The sequence below is a fragment of the Pseudomonas sp. GW821-FHT12A04 genome (assembly GCF_058807755.1).
The window spans coordinates 187,011-199,032 of the sequence record NZ_JBXAQZ010000006.1; the positions used below are offsets into that span (position 1 = coordinate 187,011).

10 protein-coding genes are annotated in these 12,022 nt (G+C 59.4%); 8 read left to right on the forward strand and 2 right to left on the reverse strand.

What is annotated here, in order from left to right:
* Positions 1-213 precede the first annotated feature (213 nt).
* Positions 214-2,133: an ATP-binding cassette domain-containing protein gene (locus AC1RS8_RS11830; RefSeq protein WP_008022990.1), complete on the forward strand. Its 1,920-nt coding sequence runs from the start codon at positions 214-216 to the stop codon at positions 2,131-2,133.
* Positions 2,134-2,316: 183 nt separating this feature from the next.
* On the opposite strand, the gene AC1RS8_RS11835 is transcribed toward AC1RS8_RS11830, so the two are convergent.
* The gene (locus tag AC1RS8_RS11835; protein ID WP_046041383.1) at positions 2,317-2,757 is read right to left on the reverse strand and encodes a universal stress protein; all 441 of its coding nucleotides are present in this window, start codon (positions 2,755-2,757) and stop codon (positions 2,317-2,319) included.
* Positions 2,758-2,861: 104 nt separating this feature from the next.
* Between AC1RS8_RS11835 and AC1RS8_RS11840 the strand changes: the two genes are divergently transcribed.
* The 7 genes from AC1RS8_RS11840 (at position 2,862) to AC1RS8_RS11870 (ending at position 11,449) form a co-directional block, all read left to right on the forward strand.
* Positions 2,862-3,299, forward strand: a complete 438-nt coding sequence (locus AC1RS8_RS11840) for a hypothetical protein (RefSeq protein WP_090454096.1) — start codon at positions 2,862-2,864, stop codon at positions 3,297-3,299.
* Positions 3,300-3,918: 619 nt separating this feature from the next.
* On the forward strand, positions 3,919-6,066 hold the full coding sequence (fadB, locus tag AC1RS8_RS11845; RefSeq protein ID WP_057715656.1) for a fatty acid oxidation complex subunit alpha FadB: 2,148 nt from the start codon (positions 3,919-3,921) through the stop codon (positions 6,064-6,066).
* 29 nt (positions 6,067-6,095) lie between these two features.
* Positions 6,096-7,271 carry an acetyl-CoA C-acyltransferase FadA gene (gene fadA / locus AC1RS8_RS11850; protein ID WP_008023006.1) on the forward strand — a complete coding sequence of 392 codons (1,176 nt, stop codon included), beginning with the start codon at positions 6,096-6,098 and terminating at the stop codon, positions 7,269-7,271.
* A 99-nt stretch (positions 7,272-7,370) separates the two neighbouring features.
* On the forward strand, positions 7,371-7,607 hold the full coding sequence (locus tag AC1RS8_RS11855; RefSeq protein WP_046819512.1) for a DUF1653 domain-containing protein: 237 nt from the start codon (positions 7,371-7,373) through the stop codon (positions 7,605-7,607).
* A 114-nt stretch (positions 7,608-7,721) separates the two neighbouring features.
* Entirely contained in the window at positions 7,722-10,349 is a 2,628-nt protein-coding gene (topA, locus tag AC1RS8_RS11860; RefSeq protein ID WP_489340092.1) for a type I DNA topoisomerase, read from the forward strand.
* A 247-nt stretch (positions 10,350-10,596) separates the two neighbouring features.
* Positions 10,597-11,121: a DUF6586 family protein gene (locus AC1RS8_RS11865; protein WP_057715652.1), complete on the forward strand. Its 525-nt coding sequence runs from the start codon at positions 10,597-10,599 to the stop codon at positions 11,119-11,121.
* 94 nt (positions 11,122-11,215) lie between these two features.
* Positions 11,216-11,449: a hypothetical protein gene (locus tag AC1RS8_RS11870; RefSeq protein ID WP_046041430.1), complete on the forward strand. Its 234-nt coding sequence runs from the start codon at positions 11,216-11,218 to the stop codon at positions 11,447-11,449.
* Between the two features lie 92 nt (positions 11,450-11,541).
* On the opposite strand, the gene sulA is transcribed toward AC1RS8_RS11870, so the two are convergent.
* Positions 11,542-12,018, reverse strand: coding sequence for an SOS-induced cell division inhibitor SulA (gene sulA / locus AC1RS8_RS11875; RefSeq protein WP_008052977.1), 477 nt, complete (start codon positions 12,016-12,018; stop codon positions 11,542-11,544).
* Between the last annotated feature and the right edge of the window lie 4 nt (positions 12,019-12,022).

The following is a 12,022-nucleotide window of genomic DNA, read 5'->3' on the forward strand; positions in this document are numbered from 1 at the left end:
GACGTCCGGGCAGAGAAAAATCATGACAAGCGCGGGCCAGGCCCGCGCTGAATTGTCTGTAGCTTAGCCTTTTGCCAGCAGCCGGTGAAAGCTTTGCGGGTCTTCCCGCATCAGTTCGCAACATTTGTCATGCAGAGTGCTACGAGAGTGAAATTGCCGGCCTTCTGAAGCCTCAAGTCAGGTAGAATGCGCGCCCGGTTTTTGGAGAAGCTCATGACCCTGCTCAAATTCAGCGATGTGTCCCTTGCTTTCGGCGCTATGCCGTTGTTGGACAAGGTGTCCTGGCAGATCGCCCGTGGTGAGCGGGTGTGCATCATCGGCCGCAACGGCACTGGCAAGTCCAGCATGATGAAGCTCGTCAAGGGCGACCAGAAGCCCGATGACGGCTCCGTTTGGCGCGCACCCGGGCTCAAGATCGGCGAATTGCCGCAAGAATTGCCGGTGGCCGACGAGCGGACAGTGTTCGACGTGGTGGCCGAAGGCCTGGACGGCGTTGGCGCCTTGCTCGCCGAATATCACCACCTGAGCCAGAACATCGTCACTGACGCCGATCTGGACAAGCTGATGCACGTCCAGCACGACCTCGAAGCCCGCGATGGCTGGCGCTTGCAGACCCTCGTCGACAGCACCTTGAGCCGCCTGCAACTGCCGGCCGACAAGACCCTCGCCGAGTTGTCCGGCGGCTGGCGTCGTCGCGTCCTGCTGGCCCAGGCCCTGGTGTCCGAGCCGGACCTGCTGCTGCTCGACGAACCGACCAACCACCTGGACATCGGTGCCATCGCCTGGCTTGAAGAAGCGCTGAAGGATTTCCAGGGCGCCGTGCTGTTCATCACGCACGACCGTTCTTTCCTGCAGAACCTGGCAACCCGCATCCTCGAACTGGATCGCGGCGGCCTGATCGACTGGAACGGCGACTACGCCAGTTTCCTCGTGCACAAGGAAGCCGCACTGGCGGCCGAGGAGACCGCCAACGCGCTGTTCGACAAGCGCCTGGCCCAGGAAGAAGTGTGGATTCGCCAGGGCATCAAGGCCCGTCGCACCCGTAACGAAGGTCGCGTACGTGCGCTCAAAGCCTTGCGCGTCGAGCGCAGCGAGCGTCGTGAGCGTACCGGCAAGGCCAATATCCAGCTGGAAACCGCCGACAAGTCCGGCAAGCAGGTCATGGTCCTCGATAACGTGAGTTTCGCTCACCCGGACGGTCCGTTCCTGATCAAGGACTTCTCCATGGTGCTGCAGCGCGGCGACCGTATCGGTCTGCTCGGCGCCAACGGTACCGGCAAGACCACCCTGCTGAAGCTGATGCTCAGCGGCTTGCAGCCGACCAGCGGCAAAGTGGAAGAGGGCACCCGGATCGATGTCGCCTACTTCGACCAGTTGCGCCATCAGCTGGATCTGGAAAAAACCGTGATCGACAACGTGGCCGAAGGTCGCGACTTCATCGATATCGATGGCCAGAGCCGCCACGTGCTGAGCTACCTCGGCGACTTCCTGTTCAGCCCGCAGCGTGCCCGCACGCCAGTCAAGGCGCTGTCGGGTGGTGAGCGTGCCCGTCTGTTGCTGGCCAAGCTGTTCAGCAAGCCGGCGAACCTGCTGGTACTCGACGAACCGACCAACGACCTCGACGTCGAAACCCTCGAGCTGCTGGAAGAGGTCTTGCTGACCTTCAACGGCACCGTACTGATGGTCAGCCACGACCGGGCATTCCTCGACAACGTGGTCACCAGTACCCTGGTCTTCGAAGGTGAAGGCAAGGTTCGCGAGTACGTCGGTGGCTACCAGGACTGGCTGCGCCAGGGCGGCTCGCCGCGTCTGCTGGGCGTGACCGAGAGCAAGTCCGGCAAGGCCGACCTGAACTCCGCGGTGGTGAAGGCCGAGCCTGCGCCGGTTGCGGCAGCTGTCGAAGCGCCAGTGGCGAAGAAAAAGCTAAGCTACAAATTGCAGCGCGAACTGGAAGCGTTGCCGGGGCAGATCGAGGCCATGGAGCAGCAGATTGCCGCCGTTGAAGCACAGATGGCGGATGCCGGCTTCTATCAGCGTCCGGCGGCCGAAACGGCTGCGGTGATTGCTCAATTGGAGCAGTTGCAGGCTGAACTCGACATCATGGTCGAGCGTTGGGCCGAGCTGGATGCCTGATTGACCCGGTAACAAAAAAAGCCCGGCGTTCAGTGATGAACGCCGGGCTTTTCATATGAAATGCAATCCCCCTGTAGGAGCGAGCTTGCTCGCGATGAACTTGAGAGCGCCGCGGGGTGTCAGGCTTCCCGTGTCATCGTTGACGACCATCGCGAGCAGGCTCGCTCCTACAAGGGTGTGTTGTCAGCTTTTGTTTTGCAGACGCACCGCCAGCACATCACAAGGCGCGCCATGCAGCACGTCATTGGCGGTGGAGCCCAGCAACAGTGCCAGACCATGCCGGCCATGGCTGCCCACCACGATCAGGTCGCAGGTTTGCTCCTTGGCCAGGTGGTGGATCTCCTGGCGTGGCTGTCCGTAGGTCAGGTGGCTGTATTCCCTGGAGAGCTCCGGGTATTTCAGGATCAAGCGGTCAAGGCGCTCCTTGGCTTGATCGAACTGCTGCTGTTGCAGTTGTGACAGGTCCATCGGCACGTCGCCGCCGAAGGCCATCGCCATCGGCTCGACAATGTGCACCAGCGACAATTTCGCACCGTTGCTCACCGACAGTTCGCGAGCGCGGTGAATCACAGGGTCGCACTCTTCGGTCAGATCTACAGCGACCAGAATATGGTTGTAGGGCATGAGGTGCTCCTCCTGAGGGATGCAATATTGGTAAGTATGGCTGGTTTCAAGCGCATTGGTTCCAAAGTGACACAATGGGCTCATTCAAATTCGGGAGTACAGATATGACGGTCTGGATAGTGGTGTCAATCCTGCTGGTGGTGCTGAGTCCGCTGGCATGGTTGCGGCCGTCGCGAGTTCAGAGCGGGCGCATCGCCTTGCGGATGGAGGCTCGGCGCATCGGGCTGGCCATGCAATTGGCGCCTCAGGAGTGGCCGCACTGGCTCAGCCAGGAGCCGCCGAGCCCCTGCGCCCAGTACCATCGTCCTCGCCGTGGCAATCAGCCGGCGTGCTGGAGTTACTGGCAAAAATCACCGGGTGTCTGGGTCAATCAATGGCAGGAAATCTGTGAAGACAGGGCACTGCTCGATCATTTCGAAAAATTGCCGGCCAACGTCTACAAAGTCGAGGCAGACAAGCAAATGATCACGTTGTACTGGGGCGAGAAGGGCGAGGCCGAGGTGTTGCAGCAGATCGACGCCACCCTCAAAGCCCTCGCCTGAAACCCGATCCCCTGTAGGAGCGAGCCTGCTCGCGATGAACCTGAGAGCGCCGCGGGGTGCCAGGCTTCCCGCGTCATCGTTGACGTCCATCGCGAGCGAGCTCGCTCCTACAGGTGTTTTTCGCAGGCAATAAAAAGCCCGACATTCATCATCGGGCTGGAGTTGGCCAGGCAGGCCGGTAAAAACGGTGTTGGCTGATCTTACGCTGGGCATTCGCCAAAAGCGTTCAAAATTTTCCCCTGGGTTCCGCCAGCGTAGCTTGTTAAACACGGGCTGCAGCGAATTAGGGCGAACTTTCTAACAATTGATTCTATGAATGACCTTGCATGCTCAAGCGTGTTTAAGGTCTTCGCAGTACGGATATGACCGGAAAGTCGCGTTTCAACCCGTGTTTCGGGCGATTGACAATTGTCGGAAATTCCGTGAAGGTGACGTACCCAAATCAAACGGGCGTATGAATTGAGCGTTTGTATTTCAGACCGCTCCTACAGAATCCCGACTATCGCGTTGGCGGGTGTGCCGGGGGAATGGGCGTAGCATTGACGATCAACGTCCCTGCCAAGCCGTTCGCCTGCGTCCGACGTGTACTGTTCAGCTTCCATATCGTGGAGATCAGTTGATGATTTACGAAGGTAAAGCCATCACGGTTAAGGCTCTTGAAAGTGGCATCGTCGAACTGAAGTTCGACCTCAAGGGTGAGTCCGTCAACAAGTTCAACCGTCTAACCCTGAACGAACTGCGTCAGGCCGTAGACACCATCAAGGCAGATGCTTCGATCAAGGGCGTGATCGTCAGCAGTGGCAAGGACGTGTTCATCGTCGGCGCCGACATCACCGAATTTGTCGACAACTTCAAGCTGCCGGATGCAGAACTTGTTGCTGGCAACCTCGAAGCCAACAAGATTTTCAGCGATTTCGAAGACCTCAACGTCCCGACCGTCGCCGCGATCAATGGCATCGCGTTGGGTGGCGGTCTGGAAATGTGCCTGGCGGCGGACTACCGCGTCATGTCCACCAAGGCCAAGATCGGTCTGCCGGAAGTCAAGCTGGGCATCTACCCGGGCTTCGGCGGTACTGTGCGCCTGCCGCGCCTGATCGGTGCCGACAACGCCATCGAATGGATCGCCGCCGGCAAGGAAAACCGTCCTGAAGACGCGCTGAAAGTCGGCGCCGTCGACGCCGTGGTTGCTCCTGAGCAACTGCAGGATGCCGCGCTGGAACTGATCAAGCGCGCCATCTCCGGCGAGTTCGACTACAAGGCCAAGCGCCAGCCGAAGCTGGAAAAGCTGAAGCTGAACGCCATCGAACAAATGATGGCTTTCGAAACCGCCAAGGGTTTCGTGGCCGGCCAGGCTGGTCCGAATTACCCGGCGCCGGTTGAAGCGATCAAGACCATCCAGAAAGCCGCGAACTTCGGTCGCGACAAGGCGCTGGAAATTGAAGCTGCAGGTTTCGTCAAACTGGCCAAGACCTCTGCTGCGCAGAGCCTGATCGGCTTGTTCCTGAACGATCAGGAACTGAAGAAAAAGGCCAAGGCCTACGACGAAATCGCCAAGGATGTGAAGCAGGCCGCCGTACTGGGCGCCGGCATCATGGGTGGCGGTATCGCCTATCAGTCGGCCTCCAAAGGCACGCCGATCCTGATGAAGGACATCAACGAGCACGGTATCGAGCAGGGTCTGGCCGAAGCCGCCAAACTGCTGGTCGGCCGCGTTGATAAAGGTCGCATGACCGCCGCGAAAATGGCTGAAGTGCTCAACGGCATCCGTCCAACCCTGTCTTACGGCGACTTCGGTCACGTGGATCTGGTGGTCGAAGCGGTCGTCGAGAACCCGAAGGTCAAGCAAGCGGTACTGGCCGAAGTTGAAGACAAGGTCAAGGAGGACACCATCCTGGCGTCCAACACCTCGACCATTTCCATCACCTTGCTGGCCAAGGCCCTCAAGCGTCCGGAAAACTTCGTCGGCATGCACTTCTTCAACCCGGTGCACATGATGCCGCTGGTGGAAGTGATCCGTGGCGAGAAGTCCAGCGAGCTGGCTGTTGCCACCACCGTTGCCTACGCCAAGAAAATGGGCAAGAACCCGATCGTGGTCAATGACTGCCCGGGCTTCCTGGTCAACCGCGTCCTGTTCCCGTACTTCGGCGGTTTCGCCAAGCTGGTCAGCGCCGGTGTGGACTTCGTCCGTATCGACAAGATCATGGAAAAATTCGGCTGGCCTATGGGCCCGGCCTACCTGATGGACGTGGTCGGCATCGACACCGGTCACCATGGTCGTGACGTAATGGCTGAAGGTTTCCCGGACCGCATGAAAGACGACCGTCGCTCGGCCGTCGACGTGCTCTACGAAGCCAAGCGCCTGGGCCAGAAGAACGGCAAGGGCTTCTACGCCTACGAGACCGACAAGAAGGGCAAGCAGAAGAAAGTGGCCGATCCTTCGGTGCTGGAAGTGCTCAAGCCGATCGTTTACGAGCAGCGCGAAGTCACCGACGAAGACATCATCAACTGGATGATGATCCCGCTGTGCCTGGAAACCGTGCGTTGCCTGGAAGACGGCATCGTCGAAACCGCTGCCGAAGCCGACATGGGTCTGGTCTACGGTATTGGTTTCCCTCCATTCCGTGGCGGTGCGCTGCGTTACATCGATTCGATCGGTGTGGCAGAGTTCGTTGCCCTGGCTGACCAGTACGCTGATTTGGGCGCGCTGTACCACCCGACCGCGAAGCTGCGCGAAATGGCCAAGAACGGCCAGAGCTTCTTCGGTTAAGCGCCCCCAACTAGAGTGAGAGTGAACTTATGAGCTTGAATCCTAGAGACGTCGTGATTGTCGACTTCGGTCGTACTCCGATGGGCCGCTCCAAGGGCGGCATGCACCGCAACACCCGTGCCGAAGACATGTCGGCGCACCTGATCAGCAAACTGCTGGAACGTAACGTCAAGGTCGACCCGAACGAAGTCGAAGACGTGATCTGGGGCTGTGTGAACCAGACCCTGGAGCAGGGCTGGAACATCGCGCGCATGGCGTCGCTGATGACCCAGATCCCGCACACTTCGGCCGGCCAGACCGTCAGCCGCCTGTGTGGCTCGTCGATGAGCGCTCTGCACACTGCCGCGCAAGCGATCATGACCGGCAACGGTGACGTTTTCGTGGTTGGTGGCGTCGAGCATATGGGTCACGTGAGCATGATGCACGGTGTCGATCCGAACCCGCACATGTCGCTGTACGCGGCGAAAGCCTCGGGCATGATGGGCCTGACCGCGGAAATGCTGGGCAAGATGCACGGCATCACTCGCGAGCAGCAGGACGCTTTCGGCGTGCGTTCCCACCAACTCGCCCACAAGGCGACCGTGGAAGGCAAGTTCAAAGACGAAATCATCCCGATGCAGGGCTACGACGAGAACGGTTTCCTGAAAACCTTCGACTACGACGAAACCATTCGTCCGGAAACCACCCTGGAAAGCCTGGCGGCTCTGAAGCCGGCGTTCAATCCGAAGGGCGGCACCGTGACAGCCGGTACCTCGTCGCAGATCACCGATGGTGCCTCGTGCATGATCGTGATGTCGGCGCAGCGTGCACAGGATCTGGGTATCCAGCCTCTGGCGGTGATTCGTTCGATGGCAGTGGCAGGTGTGGATCCGGCAATCATGGGCTATGGTCCAGTACCGGCCACACAAAAAGCACTGAAGCGCGCGGGTCTGGGCATTTCCGACATCGACTTCTTCGAGCTCAACGAAGCTTTCGCCGCACAGGCCCTGCCAGTGCTGAAAGATCTGAAAGTACTCGACAAGATGAACGAGAAGGTTAACCTGCACGGCGGCGCGATCGCCCTGGGCCACCCATTCGGTTGCTCCGGTGCGCGTATCTCCGGCACTTTGCTCAATGTGATGAAGCAGAATGGCGGTACCTTTGGGGTAGCCACCATGTGCATTGGTCTCGGCCAAGGCATCTCCACCGTCTTCGAACGCGTTTAAGCGTCTCGTTGATGGAAGCCGGGGCCAAGTGCCCCGGTTTTTGTTTTTCCGGATTTATTTTTGTTTTTATTTTGAAAAAATTTGAGTGAGGGCCAAAGCATGCCGATACAACCTGGGCTCTACCAACATTACAAAGGTCCGCAGTACCGCGTATTCAGTGTTGCGCGGCATTCGGAAACCGAAGAAGAAGTGGTCTTCTACCAAGCCCTGTATGGCGATTACGGCTTTTGGGTGCGTCCCTTGAGCATGTTCCTGGAGTCCGTCGAGGTTGACGGCGAACAGGTGCCACGCTTTGCTTTGGTGCAGGCCGAACCGAGCGTTTTTCCGAAGCCATAAGGGGAGTACGCGCAGAGCCCTGCGCTTGACCTCATCTTGTAGCCACTATATATAGCGGTGCCGCGTCAGGCGCCAACCGCCTTTCACTTCTCGAATTCAGGAATTTTCTGATCCATGGGCAAATCGCTGGTCATTGTGGAATCCCCGGCTAAGGCCAAGACCATCAACAAGTATTTGGGCAACGAATACGTGGTGAAGTCGAGTATCGGCCATATCCGAGACCTGCCCACCAGCGGTTCGGCTAGCGCCAGCAAAGAGCCAGCCGCCAAGCGCGGCAAGGCTGCTGCGGGTGAAGCGCCGGCACTGTCGCCGAAAGAAAAAGCGCGCAAGCAGCTGGTCGCGCGCATGGGTGTCGATCCGGATCATGGCTGGAAAGCCAAGTACGAGATCCTCCCGGGCAAGGAAAAAGTCATCGAAGAGCTGCGCCGGCTCGCCAAGGATGCTGACACCATCTATCTCGCAACCGACTTGGACCGCGAGGGGGAAGCCATTGCCTGGCACCTGCGCGAAGCCATCGGTGGTGACGACACCCGCTACAAGCGCGTGGTGTTCAACGAAATCACCAAGAAGGCGATTCAGGAAGCCTTCTCGAAACCAGGCGAGCTGGATATCGACCGCGTCAACGCCCAGCAGGCGCGTCGTTTCCTCGACCGCGTGGTGGGTTACATGGTTTCGCCGCTGCTGTGGGCCAAGATCGCTCGCGGTCTGTCCGCCGGTCGCGTGCAGTCGGTTGCCGTGAAGCTGGTGGTCGAGCGCGAACGCGAAATCCGCGCGTTCATCCCGGAAGAGTACTGGGAAGTTCACGCCGACCTCGGCACCGCAAAAGGCGCGACCGTGCGCTTCGACGTGGCCCGCGAGAAAGGCGAAGCCTTCAAGCCGCTCAATGAAACCCAGGCCATGGCCGCGCTGGAGAAGCTCAAGGCTTCCAGCTACAGCATCGTCAAGCGCGAAGACAAGCCGACCAGCAGCAAGCCGTCGGCACCCTTCATCACTTCCACCTTGCAGCAAGCCGCAAGCAATCGCCTGGGCTTCGGTGTGAAGAAGACCATGATGATGGCCCAGCGTCTTTACGAAGCTGGCTACATCACTTATATGCGTACCGACTCCACCAACCTTTCGGTTGATGCCGTGGCGATGGCGCGTACCTATATTGAAGGCGAATTCGGCAAGAAATACCTGCCGGAAACCCCGAACGTCTACAGCAGCAAGGAAGGCGCACAAGAGGCTCACGAAGCGATTCGTCCGTCCGACGCCAATACCGAGCCAAGCAAGCTGTCGGGCATGGAGCGTGACGCTGAGCGCCTCTACGAGCTCATCTGGCGCCAGTTCCTCGCTTGCCAGATGCTGCCGGCGCAATACCTGTCGACCACGGTCACTGTCGGTGCCGGCGACTTCGAGCTGCGCGCCAAGGGCCGCATCCTGAAGTTCGACGGTTACACCCGCGTCATGCCGCAAATCGCCAAGCCGGGCGATGACGACGTGCTGCCGGACATGGCCCAGGGCGACGCGATGAAGCTGATCAAGCTTGATCCGACCCAGCACTTCACCAAGCCGCCGGCGCGTTACTCGGAAGCCAGCCTGGTAAAAGAAATGGAAAAACGCGGCATCGGTCGTCCTTCGACCTACGCGGCGATCATTTCGACCATTCAGGACCGCGGCTACGTGGCGCTGCACAACCGTCGTTTCTATTCGGAAAAGATGGGCGACATCGTCACCGAGCGTCTGGCCGAAAGCTTCTCCAACCTGATGGACTACGGCTTCACCGCCGGCATGGAAGAGCATCTCGATGACGTGGCCCAAGGCGAACGCGACTGGAAAAACGTGCTCGACGAGTTCTACGGCGACTTCAAGAAGAAACTCGAAGTAGCCGAAAGCCCGGAACACGGCATGCGGGCCAATCAGCCTGTCATGACTGACATTCCGTGCACCACCTGCGGTCGCCCGATGCAGATCCGTACCGCGTCGACCGGCGTGTTCCTCGGTTGCTCGGGCTACAGCCTGCCGCCGAAAGAGCGCTGCAAGGCCACCGTCAACCTGGTGCCGGGCGATGAAATCGCTGCGGACGACGAGGGCGAGTCGGAGTCGCTGGTGTTGCGTGGCAAGCATCGCTGCCCGATCTGCAGTACGGCGATGGACGCCTATCTGCTCGATGAGAAGCGCAAGCTGCACATCTGCGGTAACAACCCGGATTGCGATGGCTACGAAATCGAAGAGGGCACCTATCGCATCAAGGGCTATGAAGGTCCGAGCCTGGAGTGCGACAAGTGCGGTAGCGAGATGCAGCTCAAGACCGGCCGTTTCGGCAAGTTCTTCGGTTGCACCAATGCCACCTGCAAGAACACCCGCAAACTGCTGAAGAGTGGTGATGCGGCGCCGCCGAAGATGGATCCGGTGAAGATGCCTGAGCTGAAGTGCGAAAAGGTCAACGACACCTACATTCTGCGCGACGGTGCATCCGGTCTGTTCCTGGCGGCCAGCCAGTTCCCGAAAAACCGCGAGACTCGTGCTCCATTGGTGATGGAAATCATCCCGCACAAGGATGAGATCGATCCGAAGTATCACTTCCTCTGCGAAGCGCCGAAGAAAGATCCGGATGGCCTCCCGACTGTGATTCGTTACAGTCGCAAGACCAAGGAACAGTACGTGCAGACCGAGGTTGACGGTAAGCCAACCGGTTGGAAGGCTTACTACGACGGTGGCAAGTGGACGGTTGAAGACAAGCGTCCGGCAGCCAAGGCTTAAAGCCGCGCCCCCTGTAGGAGCGAGCTTGCTCGCGATGGTCGTCAACGATGACGCGGGCCTTCAGAATGCCCGCGTTGCTCTCAGGTCCATCGCGAGCAAGCTCGCTCCTACAGTCAGTGCGCAAGGCCGCATGAGAACCCTCGGGTTTTCATGCGGCTTTTTTGTTTTGGGCTTGCGGTCGGATCGGCTGATCCACGACACTGTCAGACCTGCGTGAAGCAATTATTTCGTTGTGGAGGCTGCCGTCATGGCCCACGAACTGTACACCCGCACCAATCAGAAGATTTATTTCGCCGGCTTGTCGCTCGAAGCGCTGGCCCGCACTGAAGAGGGGCGGGCGATGAATTCGCTGGCGCTGATCCAGGCTGGGCGCGAATCCGCGCTGTTTCATCTGTACGGCGCGCTGCTGGGTCTGTGTCACGAGATCGCCGGTTTCTATCGCTTGCCTCAGGCCAATGCGCCCCGTGCAGAGTTGTTGCTGACTCGCGAGGTGCTGGACACCATCGCCATTCCGGAAATGGCTGAGCTGGTCGAGCTGGCCAATAACCCGGAAACCTGGCTGGCCAAGTTGTTGGCTGCCCATGCTGCGTTGTTTCAGCCGCCGCGCGCGCCCCACAAGCCAAAAGGCGACGTGACCCAGCCACTGATTCAGGCTGTCAATCTGGATGAAGAGGAGGCGCCGCAAGAGCTGAGTCGGGAGGAGCTGGAGAGCTGGCGTCAGAATCTGAAAGGATTGGCGATCCGCTTTCGCGAAGGCCTGAACGAGTGCTGACAGAAACAGTTTTGGGATGGCATCTGGTCAAGATCCCGAGCGAAGCCTGGCCGATGCCTATATAATCCCCGCCTTTCGTGGAGAACAGTCCTTTATGCCAACGTCCTTTCTAGAAATTGTCGAGTTACCAGACGGCCGTATCGAGCTGCGCAGGGCCGAGGACGAGGGTTCTCTGGTTACTTTGGATTTCTCCGAGGACGCCAAGGCATTCCTGCAAGGGCAGCACGTGGAAGTCGCCAAGGCGATGTTGAGCGTCGGTGTTCAGATGGCCGGTCGCCTGGTTGAAGGCGAATTCGACAAGGAAGAGGGGTCGCGGGTTCTTCATTGACCGCCGCCTGTCGCTTTTCCTGATGTCGTTACTCATCGGCTTCTCTGTCCCTGGAGAAGCCTTGCGCGGTGAATCACGCGTTTGTCCGCCGGTTAACCCAGTCGAATATTCAGGCTCTGAGCGTCCCCGGTACGGGCGGCGCTGATCAGTTGTTGTCGCGATTGGGGGCTCAGCGGGTTGATCCAGCTGACCACCGTGTGGCTACGACCCAGGCGCAGGGCTTCGCAAGTCAGTTGCTGGGCGCTCTGGGTGCCCCGCGGTTGCAGCAGCAGAATGCGCTCGCGGTTAAGGCCGGCATCTCGCAGCCAGGCTTGAGTCAGGCTGGCGGGTGGCGCGATCAGTGTCAGCCAGCGTGCGTCCTGGTCCTGGCTCAGTTCTCTGAGGATCGGTGCCAGAAGGCTCAGGCAGTTCCCGGCTGCACCACGCAGTGACAGCTCGCTGAAAGCGTCAGGTTCGGCGCTCCAGGGGGACTCGACTACGTCTTTCAGGATCGGCGCCAATGGCTGTGCCATGAACGCTTCGAACAACGGCAGTTGGGTTTGCTGTGGTGATGTCTGTGGGAACTGCATGGTG

Bases quoted from the DNA above. Each gene is read 5' to 3' on its own strand.
- sulA (WP_008052977.1), bottom strand. From the start codon at position 12,018: ATGCAGTTCCCACAGACATCACCACAGCAAACCCAACTGCCGTTGTTC.
- fadA (WP_008023006.1), top strand. From the start codon at position 6,096: ATGAGCTTGAATCCTAGAGACGTCGTGATTGTCGACTTCGGTCGTACT.
- topA (WP_489340092.1), top strand. From the start codon at position 7,722: ATGGGCAAATCGCTGGTCATTGTGGAATCCCCGGCTAAGGCCAAGACC.
- AC1RS8_RS11835 (WP_046041383.1), bottom strand. From the start codon at position 2,757: ATGCCCTACAACCATATTCTGGTCGCTGTAGATCTGACCGAAGAGTGC.
- AC1RS8_RS11830 (WP_008022990.1), top strand. From the start codon at position 214: ATGACCCTGCTCAAATTCAGCGATGTGTCCCTTGCTTTCGGCGCTATG.
- fadB (WP_057715656.1), top strand. From the start codon at position 3,919: ATGATTTACGAAGGTAAAGCCATCACGGTTAAGGCTCTTGAAAGTGGC.
- AC1RS8_RS11855 (WP_046819512.1), top strand. From the start codon at position 7,371: ATGCCGATACAACCTGGGCTCTACCAACATTACAAAGGTCCGCAGTAC.
- AC1RS8_RS11870 (WP_046041430.1), top strand. From the start codon at position 11,216: ATGCCAACGTCCTTTCTAGAAATTGTCGAGTTACCAGACGGCCGTATC.
- AC1RS8_RS11840 (WP_090454096.1), top strand. From the start codon at position 2,862: ATGACGGTCTGGATAGTGGTGTCAATCCTGCTGGTGGTGCTGAGTCCG.
- AC1RS8_RS11865 (WP_057715652.1), top strand. From the start codon at position 10,597: ATGGCCCACGAACTGTACACCCGCACCAATCAGAAGATTTATTTCGCC.